Below are 18444 nucleotides of genomic sequence, written 5' to 3'. Positions count from 1 at the left end.
GGGTTTTTTATTGTCATTTATTGAAGTGCATTTTGATCTTAATGGCCCCAATTGAGCTTGGGGCCAATAAAAATGGGCACCTAGCTAGATTGCGCCAACAGCGAAGCATTGCCGCCCGCCGCCGTTGTATCCACGCAAATGGCGCGCTCATGCACAAAGCCAGCCACATCAAACCCATTGGTGATCACGGGCACAATCGGCCCCTTTCGTTTCGCCAAAGCCAGGCGGACCGATTGAGCAAACGCGCCTGACGCGGCTAAGCCAACCCCATCGATTTCAAGTTCACTAAGAACCGCGGGGTCCACCACCCCTTCAAGCACAGCAATTGGCGCACCAACCATTTGCACTTGCGCCAATTGGGCAGAAACCTCAGGCGTTACCACCACAACTTTATTGCCCAACGCAAGCGCCATTTTGGCCAAATCAACCAGCCCTTCGCCCGCACCAAGCAAAAGCATTTTACCCCGTGGGGTATAAGACAAGCGGTTCAACTCTCCGGTTGGTCCAGGCAATTCACATTGCATGGCCACTGGCTCAACACCCAAAAGCGCGGCCCGGTCATCCAGCGCGGCCCATTTACCTTTTTCCAAATCGGCAAATGCATGTGCAATGGCATCTTTGCCAATCGATGCTGTGTCCAAATCAAGATCACGCGCACCCGATCCATTGCGGAACCGATTTAAATAGTTTGGTCCACCAGCCTTTGGCCCGGTGCCTGAAAGTCCTTCGCCACCAAACGGTTGCGACCCTACGATTGCACCGATCTGGTTGCGGTTAACATAGAAATTGCCAACCTTGATCTTGGCGCCAATCTTTTCAATTCGGTCATCCACCCGGGTGTGCAGCCCAAACGTTAAACCAAACCCACGCCCGTTAATGTCGGCAATCACCTGATCAAGCTGACGCGCTTTAAAGGTTGCCACATGCAAAATGGGGCCAAAGATTTCACGTTCGAGATCATTTATGCTGTCCACTTTGAAAATGTGTGGCGCAACGAAATATCCCTTTTGCGGCGCTTCAAGTTTGCGCAACAATCGACCTTGTTTTTCCAAGCCTTCGCAATAGGTCAATATCTCTGCTTGCGCATCAGCATCAATCACTGGGCCAACGTCGGTAGCGTCATCCCAAGGGTCGCCCATTTTTAAGGCTTCCATTGCGCCATAAAGCATTTCCAAAAGATCATCGGCAATGTCTTGTTGCACATAAAGCATGCGCAGCGCCGAACAGCGTTGCCCCGCAGACTGAAAGGCAGAAGCCACAATGTCACGCACGGCTTGCTCAGCAAGCGCGGTGCTGTCGACAATCATGGCGTTTAACCCCCCGGTTTCTGCGATCAGCATCGCATCGCTTGCCGCGGTTTTGGCCAATTGCATATCAATCAATTTGGCCACTTCGGTTGAGCCCGTAAAGCAGATCCCACCAATGCGTGGATCAGCGGTTAAGGCTGCGCCAATATCGCCAGCACCCGCAACCAACAACAAAGCGTCTTTTGGCACGCCAGCATCATGCAGAATTGATACGGCTAAACCACCCATCAACGGGCTTTGCTCAGCCGGTTTTGCAACCACAGCATTGCCGGTCACCAATGCGGCGGCCACTTGCCCGGTGAAAATCGCCAAGGGGAAATTCCAAGGAGATATGCACCCAATCACCCCACGCGGATCGCCTTGATGTTCAGCCTTCAGCCCCTCGTTTGCGTAATAGCGCAAAAAGTCCACGGCTTCACGCACTTCAGCAATGCCATCAGGCAAACTCTTGCCCGCCTCGCGGGTTGCCAAGGCAAAAAATTCCGTTGCCCGTTCTTCAAACATAGTGGCGGCACGTTTAAGAATACCAGCGCGATCCACCACATCGGTGGCACCCCATGCTTTCTGCCCCTCAAGCGCAACACCAATGGCTTTTTGCACTTGGTCAGGGGTAACATTTTCCGCAAACCCAACAATTTCACTTGGGTTACTTGGATTAAAGACAGGCTGATCCTTCGCCCCTTCCCCCAACGCCTTGGAAGCCTTCGCGCGCCATTGGAACGGGGCAGCAAATTTGCGACTTTCTTGGTGGATCAAACGCACATCATTTACGTCGGTAAAGTCCCAACCTTTGGCATTTTTGCGCTCCACGCCGAAAATTTCACGCGGCAAAGGTAGGTTGGTATTGCGCGCCGTTACATGGTCCAAATGCGCACCAACGGGGTCCGAAACAATGGCGCGCGGCGGAATTTTCTTATCGTAAGCTTGATTGACGAAGCTAGAGTTCGCACCATTTTCAAGCAACCGGCGCACCAGATAGGCCAGCAAATCCCGGTGCGCGCCAACTGGGGCATAGATCCGACAGCGGGTACCATTTTGCTGCCGCAATACATCGTGCAAACCTTCGCCCATGCCGTGCAACCGCTGAAATTCAAAGCCTTCACGCTCATTACCAGCCATGCGCAAAACCGCAGAAGTAGTATGTGCATTGTGCGTAGCGAACTGAGGATAAATCCGATCCTGCATGTCCAAAAGCTTGCGCGCACAACCAAGATAAGAAATGTCGGTGTTGACCTTGCGGGTAAACACGGGATAGCCAGAAAGCCCCATCACCTGAGCGCGCTTAACTTCCGTATCCCAATAGGCTCCCTTGACCAAACGCACCATAATTTTGCGGTCAAGCTTTTGCGCTAAAGCATAAAGCCAGTCGATAACAAATGCCGCGCGAGGGCCATAAGCCTGCACCACAACACCAAAGCCATCCCATCCTTCAAGATCGGGGTGCTTGAGAACCTTTTCAATTATATCAAGCGAAAGGTCCAAACGGTCCGCTTCTTCAGCATCGATATTGAGGCCCATTTGCGCTTGAGCAGCAGGCTTGACCAGCTCAATAACGCGCTCAACCATCTCATTCACGACCGTGTCGCGTTTGATATATTCATATCGCGGATGCAAGGCTGACAATTTGATCGAAATGCCGGGGTTTTTGCGCACATCGCCAAATGTAGATTCTTTGGCCAACCGCTCAATCGCGTTTAAATATGCTTTATGATAACGCTGCGCATCTGCTTGTGTTCGCGCGCCCTCGCCAAGCATATCAAAGGAATAAGTATAGCCCTTTGAAACAGAGCCCGATCCATTTTTCAGCGCTTCATTAATGTCGCGCCCGAGCACAAATTGGGAGCCCATAATACGCATTGCTTGGCCAACGGCTGTGCGAATAACCGGTGCGGACAAACGTTTGCTCAATTGAGCGATCGGCTTCATTACGCCTGGTCCATCACCATCGAGCAGCGCTGAGCTGACCACCAAGCCAAGGGTAGAGGCCTGAACCAAAAAACTCTCCGCAACACCCAAATGCTTGAGCCAATCCTCATCAACAATCTTATCTGCAATAAGGTCATCAACGGTTGGTCCATCGGGCACCCGCAACATAGCCTCAGCCAAACACATAAGCGACACACCTTCATCGGTGGACAACCCATATTCAGCCAAAAAGGTCTCCATTAACCCCTGCTTGGACTGATCGCGCAGCGAAGACACCAAATTGGCGGCGTCATCAACGATCGCATGTCTGTCCGTTTCTGACAGTTTGCTTTGCACCACCAAACGCTCAATAACCTGATCCTCGTCCGGCAAATAATGTGCTCGAATTTCTTCGCGAATTTTGTCCAACATGGGGCTCCACCCTTAATCTGACCAATGCAGTTTACCTGCAAAACAAATGTTGGACATATCTTATCACTTTGCAAACAGGCCATTGTCCCGTACAAAGGACAACTACAATGCAAATGGGCTAAAGTTGATAGATCTATAGCGATATTTGTATCGATAATTCAGCCGAGACAGATCAAATGGACCAGATCGACCGCAAAATTGTTAATGCCCTTTCAACCAACGCCCGCCTGTCAATGGCGGAGTTGGCGATAAAAGTGGGTCTATCCAAAAGCCCCACGCAAGCACGCGTGAAAAAACTGGAACGAGACGGCATTATTCTGGGATATGGTGCCCGCATCAACCACGAAAAAACTGGCAGCGGCCATATTGCTTTTGTGCAAGTCACCTTAAACGACACGCGCGCCAACGCCCTGAACGCATTCAATGCTGCTGTGAAGCAAACACCGGAAATTTCGCAGTGCCACATGATGGCCGCGAGCTTTGATTATTTGCTGAAGGTGAGAACCAAGGACATTTCGGCCTATCGGCGGGTATTGGGCGAAGTGATCTCCGCCCTGCCCCATGTGGCACAAACATCTACATTTGTCGCCATGGAATCGGTGAAAGAATACTGATTAGCCAGTAGAAGTTGGCCGATCAAACACTCGGCGGCCAAAGCCGCTTTCGGTAAGCGCCACCAACATACGCGCACTCTTGCCACGCTCGTCAAGATAGGGGTTTAATTCAACCAAATCCATTGACGTCATCATGCCACTGTCAGAGATCATTTCCATAGCAAGATGAGCTTCGCGATAGGTCGCCCCGCCAGGTACCGTTGTGCCGACGCCCGGCGCAAATTGTGGATCAAGAAAGTCCACATCAAGGCTCACATGAAGCATCGCATCATCTTCTCGCACTGCATCCAGCACACTATTGATCAGCGAAACGACACCACGCTCGTCGATGCGGCGCATATCCATCACATCAACGCCCCGTGATCGCAAAAGCGCGCCCTCTTCATCATCAATCGAGCGCGCGCCAAATACATGGTAATTGCTGGGATCAACTGGATGAATTGGCTCTTCAAGCACCCCGTCAAAACCAAGTTCACCACAAAAAAGCGCTGCAGACATGCCATGCATATTGCCGGACGTTGATGTGGTCGGTGTGTTAAAATCTGGATGCGCATCAAGCCATAAAACATGTAGCTTCTTGCCAATTTCTGCAGCATATTTGGCAACACCGGTCACCGACCCCATGGCCAACGAATGATCGCCGCCCAAGAAAATCGGCGTCGCGCCCGATTTAAGCGCCGCATAACCTTGCCGGTTGAGCGCACGTGCAAAGCCGGCGACCTCATTCTCATGATGAGTTGCGCCGGCCAGCTTTAACGACACCTGATCAGGTGTCACATCCCCTAGGTCGTCAACTTCAAACCCCAAGTCGGTCAATGATGTCGCCAAGCCCGCAACCCGCAAAGCAGCGGGCCCCATAATGCAACCTGAAAGTCCAGCACCACCATCAACAGGTGCGCCAATCAGCGCAACTGAACCGCGTGAAGTTTGATTTTTCATTTAAGTACCCTAGCTCTTTACCCAGAACTCTAGCGTTTCTGGTTACCACCTTTATACAATGGGGAACCCTACAGCGAATAGTTGAAAATATGTACAAAATTTAGTATTCATTTCTCATTGTGGTACACACTTGTGAGCAAAATGATAGATGGATGATCTCGACAATAAACTAATTGCCCTTTTGCGCCACGATGCGCGTACGCCAATTGCAACGATTGCGTTGACACTCAATATCTCGCGGGCGACCGCAAAATCGCGCATCGATAGATTGGTCAACTCTGGGGTCATCGCTGGGTTCACCATCATCACCGGCTCCCCGAGTGCGGACAAAACCATCCACGCCATCACATTAATTGAGGTTGGTGGTCGCACAGCGGAGGCGGTGGTTAAATCTATGATGGGCCTGCCCCAGGTTAGAAGCTTGCACACAACCAACGGCAGATGGGATTTGATTGCCGAGCTTGAAACAGCGGACTTGATAGAATTTGACGACGTGCTGCGCCGCATTCGCCTGATCGAAGGGGTGAGCCTGACAGAGACCAATATTTTGCTTGCACCAAAAAAATCTAAGTTGGACCGCTAAGTTCTTACGTACTATTCTGCGGATTAACCAAGCCATCATGCTAAAGATTTGATATGATCACAAATGTAGATGACTATTTCAAAAAGGGCTGTGACCGCTGCAAACGGTTTAACACGCCAGCCTGTTCAACAAGAATTTGGCAAGCGGGCCTGTTGGCCCTGCGCCAACTCTGCCTTGATGCTGGGTTGGAAGAAACCGTTAAATGGGGCCACCCCTGCTACATGCATTCGGGCCGCAATATCGTAATCATTGGCGCGTTCCAACGCAATTACACCCTGACGTTCTTTAATGCGGCCCTGATGAAAGACCCTGATGGGGTGCTCGAAAAACAGGGCCCGAACGCGCACAACCCAGGCATGTTTCGCTTTACCAAACTCAATCAGATCACACAAATGAGCCCGCTCATTTCAGCCTATTTGACCGAGGCAATCGGCTATGCCGAAAAAGGCATAAAGGCACCAAAACAACAAACAGAAGTTGAAATGCCCGAAGAGCTAATTGATGCACTTGAAGCGGACCCTGAGTTGGCAGAGGCATTTCATGCCCTAACACCGGGTAGACAAAGAAGCTACGCCTTCAACCTAAATGGCGCGAAGCAGTCTTCAACTCGCTTTAAACGGATCGAAAAATTCCGCGATAAAATTATTGCAGGCAAAGGGGCGTTAGAACGATAAAAGGCGACCCGAAGGCCGCCTAATATTTTGCCGTATGTAATCTGGCTTAGTCAGATGGCAAAATCACTTTGTCGATCACGTGAATAACACCATTGTCCGCCATCACGTCGGCTGAAATAACAGTTGCGCCGTCGACCATAACTTTGCCCCCCATCACTGAAACAGTAACGGTTTCATCACCACCTTTTTTCAGCGTTGCAACATCGTTGGTGCCCGCTGGCAATTCAGCTGATGTGATTTTTGTTGGCAGCACGTGATACGAAAGAATATCGATCAATTGTTGCTTGTTTTCAGGTTTCAACAATGTTTCAACGGTGCCCGCTGGCAGAGCTGCAAATGCTTCATCAGTTGGGGCAAAAACCGTTAGATTTTCGCCATCAGACAAGGCGCCTGCAAGACCTGCAGCACTTGCTGCCGCAATCAAAGTGTTGAAAATACCAGCTTGTTGTGCTGTTTCAACAATGTTGCCCGCATATGCTGCAGGTGCTGCGATTACGCTCATTGCCAGTGCTGCGCCCAAGATTGCTTTCCGCATGATCATTCTCCTAATTTGTAAACCCAATGTTTGGGTTTTCACGTTGGTGCACACGCTTGGTGTGTCGCTAGGAGTTACGCGCGGTTTGAGCAGATGGATTTATAACAAAAAGGTGCGCAATTGTGAGTGATCCATCTCCATAAGAAGGCCGTATATTCTGCCTTATTCTTGATGATAGATCACTATGTTGTTTGATTTTCCGGCTGTTTGCCCAAAATAATCATACTGAGCAATTCATCGTCTGTGACGTCTGCGACATCGACTGTGCCAACCAACTTGCCATTTTTCATAACCGAAGCCCGGTCACACAATTGCATCACGTCGTGAATATCGTGACTGATCAGGAATATGCCAATGCCCGCTTTCTTAAGTTGTTTGACCAAATCAGAAACCATTTGCGTTTCATGAGGGCCCAACGCTGCTGTTGGCTCGTCCATTATCAAGATCTGCGCATCAAAATACACGGCGCGGGCAATCGCCACTGATTGGCGTTGACCGCCCGACAAGGCAGAAACAGGTGCGCTAAACTTCTCAAAATTCGGGTTCAACGTACCCATAATTTTGCGCGTTTCCGCTTCCATTGCATCGTCGTCCACCATACCCATAGACGTCAAAAGCTCACGTCCCAAAAAGAGATTGGAGGCAGCATCCAAATTGTCAGCTAGAGCGAGCGTTTGATAGATGGTCTCAATTTTGTGCTGGCGCGCATCACGTGGGTTATTGATCGTGACGGGTTTGCCGTTGATCAATATCTCCCCGCCATCCTTTTTGTAGGCGCCAGATAGCACTTTAATGATCGTTGATTTACCCGCACCATTGTGGCCGAGCAACCCAACAACTTCACCCGGATAAACATCAATGCTGACGTGATCCACGGCCTTAATACCACCGAAGGAAACTTGGATGTCTTTCATCTCAACGAGAGGCGTTTTTACTTTATTCATGTGCTTGACCTCTATGCTCCGGCTCTGCGTCTGTAAGCGATGTCCAAATAAACAGCCAACACCAAAACGATACCGACAACAATGGACTGAAGGGGTGCATCTATTCCAACCATGGCCATGCCAGACTGCAAGCTTTGCATAATCAATGCCCCTAAAAGGGCGCCGTATATTGTGCCAACGCCACCTGCGAGCGCCGTGCCACCGATAACCGCCGCAGCGATAACGCGCAATTCGTCTAGCGTGCCCAAATCATTTCCAACAGACCCCAAACGAGCGGAGGCGATTACGGCAGCGATTGCAGTCAGTCCGCCCATCAGTGCAAACACGCGCACGGTGAGCAAACGTGTGTTGATTCCAGATAGCTCTGCCGCCTCCGGGTTACCCCCAGTTGCAAAGACATAGCGACCAAATCGGGTCTTTTTGGCAATCACCGTCATCAGCACCGCAATCATCACCACAATGAGAACGGGAATGGCAATGCCATGATAAACATTGAAATCTGGAATGGGTAAATCTCGATTAGCGAAAATTCTCTTCACGGCCCCCTTGGACAAGGGATAGGAGTTCATTATCCAGACAAAACCCATGATCAAGGACACCGCAACGGCACCCAAAGTGTACTCAGCCCAAATCGGCTTGATGGAAAATCCATGACCAGCTTTTTGCCTTCGGCTCAAGACCATTAATACAACAGCCAGAATGGAAGCCAATAACCCTGCAATCCAACTGAAACCGGCGCCCAATGTGCCTTCTGCGCCACCGCCCAATAGTTTAAAACTTGCATCAAGCGGAGCAACAGTTTGTCCAGTTGTAACCCACCACGCAGCGCCGCGATAAACTAAGAAGCCACCAAGTGTAACAATGAACGCAGGCACCGTGAGGTATCCGATAATCCAACCTTGCACCGCACCAATAAGCACACCGATACTTAGGCCCGCAACTACGGTAATCACCCATATTAGAGGATGCTCAAAGCCCAGATATTGAGGCAATATGTGCGCTTGTAGTGTGCCCATCAACATGCCTAACAACCCAAGCAAGGAGCCAACTGACAAATCAATGTGTCGTGTGACAATAACAAAAACCATGCCCGTTGCCATAACCGCAACGGAAGCGGTTTGAACTGAAAGGTTGAACAGGTTACGCGGTGTTAGAAATCGACCGTCTGTTGCGAAATTGAACACAACCCACAAAAAAATCAACGCCCCGATCATGCCGAGCATTCGATTGTCGAGTTCTAATTTGGAAAAGAATAATCTGATAGAATTTGTCATCGCTTCAAGCTGCTCCTGAGCGTAGCGAAAGTTTCTAATGCCTCTAAGAATCTACGCCATCGGTGATGGGGTGTCGACCAGAGGTGCGAAACTGCCTGTAGAAACCTCCCCGGCACAAGGCCGGGGAGGCAAAGATCGGTTACTTACAAACAGCAACTTTTTCGGCGTCAACACCTACGCAAAGCGCTTCCTTTGAGATCCATCCAGCATCAAGTACGACGTTTAAGTTCTCAGCTGTGATCGGCACAGGCGCCAAGAAACGGGCACTGATTGCGGTTCCAGAGGGAGATGTCCAAATAGCTGAACCTTCAATATCCGCATTAGATGCACCGCCAGCCAAAGCTGCTGCGATTTGCCCAGCAGCTTTGCCCAATTCACGCGCGTCTTTCCAAACAGAAACAGTTTGTGTGCCAAGTGCTACGCGGTTTAGTGCGGCATGATCGCCATCTTGTCCAGAAACGGGCAAGCCTTCCATGCCTTGCGCGGTCAATGCAGCAACAACACCACCAGCGGTACCGTCGTTCGATGCAACAACAGCATCAACACCATTGTCGTTGGCTGTTAGGATTTGCTCCATGTTGCGCTGTGCGTTTGCAGGGACCCAACCGTCCGTATAGGCTTCATCGACAATTGTAATATCGCCCGCATCAATTGCTGATTGCAGGATCTCTTGTTGACCACCGCGCAAAAAGTCAGCGTTTGGATCGGTAGGCGATCCTTTGATCATGACGTAACGACCTTTAGGCTGAGCGGCCAAAACTGCGCGCGCCTGCATCCGTCCAACTTCAACATTATCAAAAGTTAAATAGAATGCACGGCTGTCTTCGATCAATCGATCATAAGCAACAACCGGAATGCCTTCGTCGGTCGCAGCGTCAATTGCGGGCCCAACCGCAGACGCATCTTGCGCCAAAATAATGAGCGCGTTTGCACCGCGTGAGATCAAGCTTTCGATGTCTGAAAGCTGTTTAGACGAAGACGCCTGAGCGTCTGCGGAGATATATTCTGCGCCCATTGCTTCAAGCGCTGACTTGATCGCTGCCTCATCCGTTTTCCAACGTTCTTCTTGGAAGTTTGACCAGCTGACGCCAACTACAAGGTCGGCCGCAAGTGCATTCGAAGCAACACACATGCTCAATACGGCGGCAGACGCCATTACAAATTTTTTCATTTCATTTCCTCCCGAAATCAAACTCTACGTTGGTCAGGCATCACGTTTCATGCTGCCTCCCGTAGACCACCTATGGGTAGCAAGTTTAAATTCGAAAATCAAATTAAATAATTTTTTTGTATAACTGACTGTAATTACGTGCAAACATATGGTCGAATTACAGATTCAAATTGGACATTCATTGACTGGAGATTTGGATTCACACCAAATTTGGCTGAGGAGCCCGCATTGTTAGGTGATCAAAGAACCATCGGCCGTCGCGCACTGCTGCTGCAAATTCGTAAAATGGGTCCGGTACCCCGCATAGAACTTGCAGAGCAAACCGGCATTAGCCGTGCAACAGTAACCACAATCACAGCCGAGTTGCTTGAACATGGATTGATCGAAGAAGTTCCAGTTGAGCCAAAGGGCAAAGACTTTAAGCGCGGTCGACCAAAAGTTGACCTAAAAACTCGTGGCAACGCCTATTTAATCGCTGGGGCCAAGCTTGCCAATAAATCCATCGCTATTGTTTTGGCAAACTTTGAAGGTGAGGTTGTTTGTGAGCATGAAGCCGCCTTGTCAAAGATCAGCTATGATCCAAAAGAATTTGCAGAAGTCTTTCGTGCCGAACTCGAAACCGCCACCAAAAAAATCGACAACTGCTACGAAGACATCTCAGCTGTTGGTCTGGGATTGGCCGGCATAGTTGACGCGCAAGAAGGGATCGTGCGTTGGTCCCCTTCCCTCAAAGATCGCAACGTCCCTCTTAAACGCATATTGGGCAAACACCTGGAAAAGCCCATTTTCATCGACAATGACGCGAATTTGGTGGCAAAGGCAGAACAGCATTTCGGCAAAGGCAAAAACGTCAGCGATTTCATCGTTGTAACCATCGAAAATGGCGTTGGCATGGGCATCGTCTTGAACAATGAGCTCTATCGGGGGACACGCGGTTGTGGTGCAGAATTCGGCCACACCAAAGTTCATCTTGATGGTGCTTTATGCCGGTGCGGTCAGCGTGGATGCCTTGAAGCCTATGTGGCTGACTATGCGCTATTACGTGAATTTGCTGTTAGCCGTGAGCATACAAGCAACAATGGCAACGGCGATGATGTCGCAACGCTGATCAGTGCGGCTAAGGACGGCGACAAGATGGCCAAATCGATCCTTGACCGGGCCGCGCGCATGTTTGCAATGGGGCTTTCAAACCTGATCAACATTTTTGACCCCCAACTCATCATTCTTTCAGGTGAACGGATGCAGTTGGATTTCCTTTATGCAGACGACGTTTTGCAAAGCATCAAAGACATTGTTGTGCAAGTTGACGCAGCGCCGCCCGAAATTGTGGTGCACCGTTGGGGCGACATGATGTGGGCCAAAGGGGCGGCAGCTTTTGCCATCGAAGGACTTGTTGATATCGCGCTAACAGAAATGGCTGAAGATGTTTCGTAGTTCGGTTCTATCAATCACAACCTTGGCAATTGCATCATCCTCGTTTGCCGCCCCCCTTTTTATAGATCGCACAGGTGACATTTCCCATGCATATGTTGGCGGTTGGGAACATTTTGTGGGTGGCGGTGTGGCCGCTTTTGACTGCGACAGCGATCAGTTCGCAGAATTATTTGTTGCCGGCGGCGCTGAACCTGCAAAGCTCCTTGCAAATGTTACAACCGAGAGCGGTGCCAATTTGGCTTTCGCAGACGCAACACCCGACAACTTGAAAATCAAGTCCGTCACTGGCGCATACCCAATCGACATAGATGGTGATTCGATCACCGATCTCGTTATCCTGCGCGTCGGTCAAAACGTGATCATGCGTGGACTTGGCGGCTGCAAATTCGAAGAATTCTCCAAACTACAGTTCTCCTCAGGTGAGCAGTGGACAACTGCCTTTTCTGCAACATGGGAGGGCAACAATGCGCTCCCAACGTTAGCATTTGGCAATTATGTGGACCGGTCAGCCCCCGACGGCCCATTTGAAGCTTGTGATGCGAACAGTCTTTACCGCCCGGTTGATGGCGCTTATGCCGAACCAGCTAAACTTGAACCTGGGTATTGTGCGCTTTCTTTGCTTTTTAGCGATTGGGGGCGCACTTCAAAAGCAGATTTGCGCGTGTCTAACGACCGTCACTATTATGTCAAAGCGGGGCACGAGCAGCTATGGAATATGCGAACCACACCAGCACTTTACACAAGAGACCAAGGCTGGATTGAACATAAGATTTGGGGCATGGGCATAGCAAGCCGAGATATCAGCGGAGACGGCCTCCCCGAGATTTATCTCACATCAATGGGAGATCAAAAACTTCAGTCTATTCAAGGCAGCGGTGCTACACCCACTTACACTGACGCTACCTTTGGCAAAGGCATAACCACTCACCGCCCCTACAAAGGGGATGATGGACGCCCTTCCACAGGTTGGCATGTGGCCTTTGGAGACATCCAAAACGACGGGCTCGACGATCTTTTTGTTGCAAAAGGAAACGTCGACCAAATGATCTCTTCGGCTATGGCCGATCCCAACAGCCTGTTGATTCAAAACCAAGATGGGACGTTTGAAGAATATGGCGACAAGGCTCAAGTGGGCAGTGAATCAAGAAGTCGCGGCGCGGCCCTGCTCGATTTAAATTTGAACGGTCTGTTGGACCTTGTTGTTGTCAACCGACGTGCAAATTTGGAGATTTATCAGAATATATCGACCGATACAGGCAACTGGGCAAGCATCCAGCTTACCCAAGACAGGCAAAACGCCAATGCAATTGGGGCCTGGATTGAAGTTAAAGCGGACAGCAAAACATATGCGCGCGAGTTAACGATAGGCGGCGGCCACGCCAGCGGCATGCTAGCGCCGGAACACTTTGGACTCGGTAAAACCGAGACATTTGAAGTGCGCATCACATGGCCCAATGGCACAAAAAGCGATTGGACAACACTTCAAGTCAATAAGTTTTGGACGCTGAAACGGGTGGGCGATCAAGTAAAAGCGGATGCCTATTGATCAAATAGCAAACCGCTTGGCACCCGGTCCGGCACGCCCAATCGGCCAATTGAACTAATTGGATCGGTCAAACTGTCCAGAAAGGCTAGCAAATCTTCAATCTCGGTGTCGCTTAAGGTTTGAGGTGCCAACTCATTTGCCCGTGCAATGACATCTACTTCCATCGGATCATCCATAATGCGCAAATCTGTAGCGCTGTCCAATGCTGGCAAATCAACCTTCAAACGATAGGCTTGCAGTGAAGCAACCGGGTCCAAGTGATGACGAACAACTTGCTCAAGTGTTTCATAGGCACCAGCATGGCCGTAAGGCGCAGTTAGGGCCACATTGCGCAAAGATGGCGTGCGAAACTTGTAGATATCACTTGCCCGCCCAGTGGTGTGCATACGGCCAGTGTCTCTTGCATGGCTTTCAAACCGAGCGCCCTTACCTGGCCCGATTTGAGGCATGGCGATGGCGTGGTAATCGTGATCGGTTTGGAAAAGTCCTGAGTGACACGAACTACAATTTGACTTGCCATAAAATAAATCCATGCCCGAAATTGCATTTGCGGACAATGGCTTGCCATCTCTCAAATAGTGATCGAACGGACTTTCATTCGCCCGCCATTCAAACGCGATGAAGGCCGCAATGGCGTTTGCGATATCGGTAAAGCCGATTTTCTTGCCTGCGGGTAAAACCGGTTCAAATAAGTCGCGGTATTCTGAAATTGAACGGACACGCTCTGCGATAAGATCCCAAGCACCACCATCTCCCGTTAACCGACCTAACCGAACCGCTTGCGAGACTTCATTCTCAGAATAATGCCCTGCCATTTCATCAGGTGAAAGTACGGGAAACATTGCCTGAGCCGACAAAACGCTGTCAAAGCCGACGATCATTTCGTCTTCCAATGGTGAGCGAATGCCAGATGGTCGTGACGTATCTTTTTCCAACCGCCCATCGTGGAACAATGAAACAAACTCGTCAGCGCCTAGATTAAACAAAGCTGGAGAGTTGCGCGGCACCCGCTTTTCCGGAAGATTGTTCGGATCCACAACCCGAGCCGGGCCTAACCCCTTTCCCCCATCACCAAGCCCCAACGCCACCCCATCAGACGTCCCAAATTTTGAGTGATGGCACGTTGAACAAGAAACTGTTTTATTGCCGCTTAAAATCGGGTCATAAAAGAGAAACCGACCAACATCAATTTCATGTTGATCGGCATTAGCATAGTTAGCGGGTTCAAATGCTAAGTTTTGCGAGAAGCTAGTGCCCACAAGTAAGGCACTAATCAATGCAGTTCCAATAGTCTTCATGATGTGCCCCCAATTTGGTGATCCACTCGCCAGCGTGGCCGGACAGACTATAGAATTGACTGACCAGTGGACGCCCAATCTTTCACAAACCCTTCAAGTCCCTTATCAGTGAGCGGGTGATGCACAAGCTTTTCAAGCGTGCTCGCGGGAATGGTCGCTACATCTGCCCCCGCAAGGGCTGCATCGCTCACATGATTTGGGGTGCGAATTGACGCAGCCAATATTTGTGTTTCAAACCCGTAATTGTCATAAATTGTGCGGATGTCCTCAATCAACTGCATACCATCCAGGTTGATGTCGTCTAACCTGCCTATGAATGGGCTAACGTAGGTGGCGCCCGCCTTTGCCACCAACAGGGCTTGGTTGGCCGAAAAACAAAGCGTGAGATTGGTATTAACACCTTGTTTTGTCAAAGTGCTGCACGCATGCAAACCGGCCATTGTTGTTGGCAATTTGATGCAAACATTTGGCGCAATTTTCTTGAGCACTTCAGCTTCTTTCAGCATGCCCCCATAATCCAGCGCCGCAACTTCTGCAGACACCGGGGTGTTAGTGATTTCACAAATCTGGGTGATGACTTCGATCATATCGCGGCCAGATTTCTTGATCAGTGAAGGATTGGTGGTAACCCCGTCTAAAAAACCAGTTGGTGCCCATTTTTCAATTTCAGCAATTTCAGCGGTATCAATAAAGAACTTCATTTTGTTTCCTTAAACCGATCTTTAAACGAACCGGTTAACATAGTTTTCCAAGATTTCCTGACGACCTGATTTCGCCACCGGATTGGTATCTGAAGCGATCACTTTGTTGGTGACCTCTTCCAATGTGCTTGATAAAAGCTGTTCCGCTTCTGGTGTATTCCACCCGGCGTAACGCTCTTTCAACGCCTCGTCCAACCCACCATCTTCGATCATTGCAGCTGCAGCCTTCAAACCACGTGCACAAATGTCCATGCCCCCGATATGGGCGGCAACAAGGTCCTGAGGATCTAGTGATTGTCGACGAATTTTGGCATCAAAATTAGTACCGCCCGATGAGAATCCGCCGTCTTTTAGGATGTGGTAATAGGCCAGCGCCACTTCTGGGACATTATTGGGAAATTGGTCGGTGTCCCAACCAGATTGATAGTCGTTGCGGTTCATATCGATGGATCCCAAAACGCCAAGCGCCACGGCGGTAGCGATCTCATGCTCAAAGGAATGACCTGCCAAAATGGCGTGACCTTGTTCAAGGTTCAATTTGACCTCATTCTCAAGGCCATAGGTTTTCAAAAACCCGTAACAAGTTGCCGCATCATAATCATATTGGTGCTTAGAAGGCTCCTGCGGTTTTGGCTCCACCAAGATTTGCCCCTTAAAGCCAATCTTATGCTTATACTCAACAACCATGTTGAGAAAGCGCCCCATGTGATCGAGCTCTAGCTTCATATCTGTGTTCAAAAGGGTTTCATAGCCTTCACGCCCACCCCACAAAACATAGTTCTCGCCACCCAATTTGACAGTGGCATCCATGCAAGATTTTACAGTTGCAGCCGCAAAAGCAAATACATCTGGATCTGGATTGGTCGCAGCCCCTGACATATAGCGACTGTGCGAGAACATATTGGCCGTGCCCCACAAGAGCTTGGTGCCAGTTTGTGCCATCTTGAGTTGGAAATAGTCCGTAATTTCTTCAAGGTTCCGAGTGTTTTGCGCAAAGCTTTCGCCTTCGGGGCGCACGTCAGCATCATGAAAACAGAAGTAAGGCACACCCAAAATGTCAAACATCTCAAAAGCGACATCTGCTTTGTGCTTTGCCAACTCCATGGTGTCCCCAAACCAAGGCCGATCCAGCGTTTGCCCACCAAATGGATCACTGCCGGGCCAGGCAAATGAATGCCAATAGGCGGCGGCAAATCGCAAATGGTCTTCCATACGTTTGCCCAAAATTACTTCATCTGGATTATAGTGATGAAAAGCCATTGGGTTCGTGCTGTCTGCACCTTCAAACGAAGCCTTTTGGATATCCTTGAAAAAACCTGTACTCATTGTATCGCCCTTACCGCTGGGTATATTGTTTTGAATTTTTCATAGGCTGTCGCATAGGCAGCCCGATGTTTTTTGTTTGGGTGAATTGTTGTAGCGATCTTTGGCGCTGTCATCACGTCTAGCGGATCGCAGCCAATGGCGCCGCACATCGCAAGCCGGGCTGCCCCCAAGGCCGCCCCGAAATCACCTTCTTCGGGCAGCTCAAGTGGCACATTTAGAACCGTGGCAAGCATCTCCACCCAAAGCCGAGAGTTTGCCCCACCTCCAACGACCAGAAGCTTTTTCAAGTCTGCTCCCGTGGCGCAAAGCGCATCAAAGCTCTGGCGCAGCGAAAAGGCCACGCCTTGCATAATCGAATGGGTCATATCCGCCCGTGTATGGGCGATATCAAGACCGACGAATGCGCCTCTAATAACGCTGTCGTTATGTGGCGTCCGTTCCCCTGAAAGATAGGGTAAAAAATGAATATTGCTGGGCGCTTTCAATTGGATATCAAGTTCGTTGGTTAGGGCTTCAGGTGTCTGACTACAAATGTCCGCGAACCAATTTAAACTATCGGTTGCAGCCATTGTGACCCCCATTTGATACCAACGGTTCGGGACCGCATGACAAAATGTATGTACCGCGGTTTCAGGTTGGGGAGAAAAACTGCTGCGCGCCGCTAGAATGACCCCAGAAGTACCCAGCGACACAAAACCTTGACCCTCATTCATAACGCCCGCGCCGCAGGCGGTGGCTGCATTGTCTGCACCGCCTCCCACGATCACAACGGGTTGCTCAATACCCCACGCCGACAGATGTTCAGCTTTTAGGGTTCCAGCAACTTCAGAGCCTTCAACCAAAGCCGGCAGTTGACTTTGGTTGACCCCTGAATGCGCCAAAATTTTATTTGACCAAGACCTCGTGCCCACATCTAGCCAACATGTGCCCGCGGCATCCGACATTTCACTTTTCAATTCGCCGCTTAGCCAAAATCGCAGATAGTCTTTTGGCAGCAACACCGTTTCTGTTCGCGCAAAATTTTCGGGTTCATTTTCTTTAACCCACATCAGTTTTGGCGCCGTGAACCCGGGAAAAACAATGTTGCCCGAAAGTTCTCTAACGCCCTTGGTTTGATCCAATAGGGCGGCTTGTTCGGAACTGCGGGTGTCGTTCCACAAAATGCAGGGGCGCAACACTGCTTGAGCTTTATCGAGCAACACCGCGCCATGCATATGCCCGGATATGCCAATGCCTTTTAGTGCCTTCAATTGTTGAGGAAAACGCGCTTTAAGCTCTTCTAGCGCACGCGTACAGGCTGCAACCCAAAGTGCGGGGTTTTGCTCACTCCACCCAAGGTGAGGATGTGAAGTGCTGTAAGCGTTTTGCGTAGACCCCAAAGGTTTTCCACCCGCGTCCACCAACAGCGCCCTAAGGCCAGAAGTGCCCAAATCTAGTCCAAGATACATCCAATTTCCTCCCGACCACACCTAATAATGTTTTAATTTGAATGTCAAATTAAAAAAGGATTAGACCCACGAGATGAGGTGGACAGCGGCTTAAATGCAATGCGGGTAAAGAATTGGGACACATCCCTTGGCACAACGTCGGAACATCGTGCAACAGAACGCTCATTTCAATCGATTCTTTTTCAGGCAAGAGTATTGCGAGATTTTTTCGACCCGCACCATCACGCAACTCATGAACACAATTGGAGAACGCGATCGTTCAGCAACCAACACGCACCTTTGGAGGTGGGAATTCATTTATCGATTTTGAGAA

General features: G+C 49.9%; 15 protein-coding genes. 5 read left to right on the top strand and 10 right to left on the bottom strand.

Annotation, left to right across the window (positions count from 1 at the left end; translation table 11 throughout):
• Positions 1 to 80: 80 nt before the first annotated feature.
• On the bottom strand, positions 81 to 3644 hold the full coding sequence (putA, locus tag O4H47_RS08020) for a bifunctional proline dehydrogenase/L-glutamate gamma-semialdehyde dehydrogenase PutA (protein WP_269393431.1): 3564 nt from the start codon (positions 3642 to 3644) through the stop codon (positions 81 to 83).
• Between the two features lie 176 nt (positions 3645 to 3820).
• Between putA and O4H47_RS08015 the strand changes: the two genes are divergently transcribed.
• Positions 3821 to 4258, top strand: a complete 438-nt coding sequence (locus tag O4H47_RS08015; protein ID WP_269393430.1) for an Lrp/AsnC family transcriptional regulator — start codon at positions 3821 to 3823, stop codon at positions 4256 to 4258.
• Here O4H47_RS08015 and rocF read toward each other — a convergent pair whose 3' ends face one another.
• Positions 4259 to 5197, bottom strand: a complete 939-nt coding sequence (gene rocF, locus O4H47_RS08010; protein ID WP_269393429.1) for an arginase — start codon at positions 5195 to 5197, stop codon at positions 4259 to 4261. It abuts the gene before it with no gap.
• Between the two features lie 148 nt (positions 5198 to 5345).
• On the opposite strand from rocF, the gene O4H47_RS08005 reads away from it, so the two are divergent.
• Entirely contained in the window at positions 5346 to 5780 is a 435-nt protein-coding gene (locus O4H47_RS08005) for an Lrp/AsnC family transcriptional regulator (RefSeq protein WP_269393428.1), read from the top strand.
• A 53-nt stretch (positions 5781 to 5833) separates the two neighbouring features.
• Entirely contained in the window at positions 5834 to 6454 is a 621-nt protein-coding gene (locus O4H47_RS08000) for a YdeI/OmpD-associated family protein (protein ID WP_269393427.1), read from the top strand.
• A 46-nt stretch (positions 6455 to 6500) separates the two neighbouring features.
• Here O4H47_RS08000 and O4H47_RS07995 read toward each other — a convergent pair whose 3' ends face one another.
• The 4 genes from O4H47_RS07995 to xylF all read right to left on the bottom strand — a co-directional run bounded on the left by O4H47_RS07995 (position 6501) and on the right by xylF (position 10378).
• The gene (locus tag O4H47_RS07995) at positions 6501 to 6989 is read right to left on the bottom strand and encodes a fasciclin domain-containing protein (protein ID WP_269393426.1); all 489 of its coding nucleotides are present in this window, start codon (positions 6987 to 6989) and stop codon (positions 6501 to 6503) included.
• A gap of 182 nt (positions 6990 to 7171) precedes the next feature.
• Positions 7172 to 7933 (bottom strand): ATP-binding cassette domain-containing protein, encoded by a 762-nt coding sequence (locus tag O4H47_RS07990; protein WP_269393425.1) that lies wholly within the window; start codon positions 7931 to 7933, stop codon positions 7172 to 7174.
• An 11-nt stretch (positions 7934 to 7944) separates the two neighbouring features.
• The gene (locus O4H47_RS07985) at positions 7945 to 9207 is read right to left on the bottom strand and encodes a sugar ABC transporter permease (RefSeq protein WP_269393424.1); all 1263 of its coding nucleotides are present in this window, start codon (positions 9205 to 9207) and stop codon (positions 7945 to 7947) included.
• 139 nt (positions 9208 to 9346) lie between these two features.
• Entirely contained in the window at positions 9347 to 10378 is a 1032-nt protein-coding gene (gene xylF, locus O4H47_RS07980; protein WP_269393423.1) for a D-xylose ABC transporter substrate-binding protein, read from the bottom strand.
• A 228-nt stretch (positions 10379 to 10606) separates the two neighbouring features.
• Here xylF and O4H47_RS07975 point away from each other — a divergent pair, with 228 nt between their 5' ends.
• Together O4H47_RS07975 and O4H47_RS07970 are read left to right on the top strand one after the other, a co-directional pair.
• Positions 10607 to 11812, top strand: a complete 1206-nt coding sequence (locus tag O4H47_RS07975) for an ROK family transcriptional regulator (RefSeq protein WP_269393422.1) — start codon at positions 10607 to 10609, stop codon at positions 11810 to 11812.
• Entirely contained in the window at positions 11802 to 13358 is a 1557-nt protein-coding gene (locus O4H47_RS07970) for a CRTAC1 family protein (RefSeq protein WP_269393421.1), read from the top strand. The genes O4H47_RS07975 and O4H47_RS07970 overlap by 11 nt, the downstream gene beginning before the upstream one ends.
• Here O4H47_RS07970 and O4H47_RS07965 read toward each other — a convergent pair.
• Genes O4H47_RS07965 through xylB form a run of 4 tightly spaced genes read right to left on the bottom strand, consistent with a single transcriptional unit; the run spans position 13352 to position 18131 of the window.
• Positions 13352 to 14656, bottom strand: coding sequence for a cytochrome-c peroxidase (locus O4H47_RS07965; RefSeq protein WP_269393420.1), 1305 nt, complete (start codon positions 14654 to 14656; stop codon positions 13352 to 13354). The two genes, O4H47_RS07970 and O4H47_RS07965, sit on opposite strands and share 7 nt — an antisense overlap.
• A 47-nt stretch (positions 14657 to 14703) precedes the next feature.
• Positions 14704 to 15357, bottom strand: coding sequence for a fructose-6-phosphate aldolase (fsa, locus tag O4H47_RS07960; RefSeq protein WP_269393419.1), 654 nt, complete (start codon positions 15355 to 15357; stop codon positions 14704 to 14706).
• Positions 15358 to 15378: 21 nt separating this feature from the next.
• Positions 15379 to 16683 (bottom strand): xylose isomerase, encoded by a 1305-nt coding sequence (gene xylA / locus O4H47_RS07955; protein ID WP_269393418.1) that lies wholly within the window; start codon positions 16681 to 16683, stop codon positions 15379 to 15381.
• Positions 16680 to 18131, bottom strand: coding sequence for a xylulokinase (gene xylB, locus O4H47_RS07950; protein ID WP_269393417.1), 1452 nt, complete (start codon positions 18129 to 18131; stop codon positions 16680 to 16682). Before xylB ends, xylA begins: the two co-directional genes overlap by 4 nt.
• Positions 18132 to 18444: the final 313 nt, after the last annotated feature.

Origin of the sequence: Maritalea porphyrae (genome assembly GCF_027213965.1) — a bacterium.
GTDB classification, from domain to species: domain Bacteria; phylum Pseudomonadota; class Alphaproteobacteria; order Rhizobiales; family Devosiaceae; genus Maritalea; species Maritalea porphyrae_A.
This window is presented reverse-complemented; position numbering and strand designations above follow the sequence as displayed.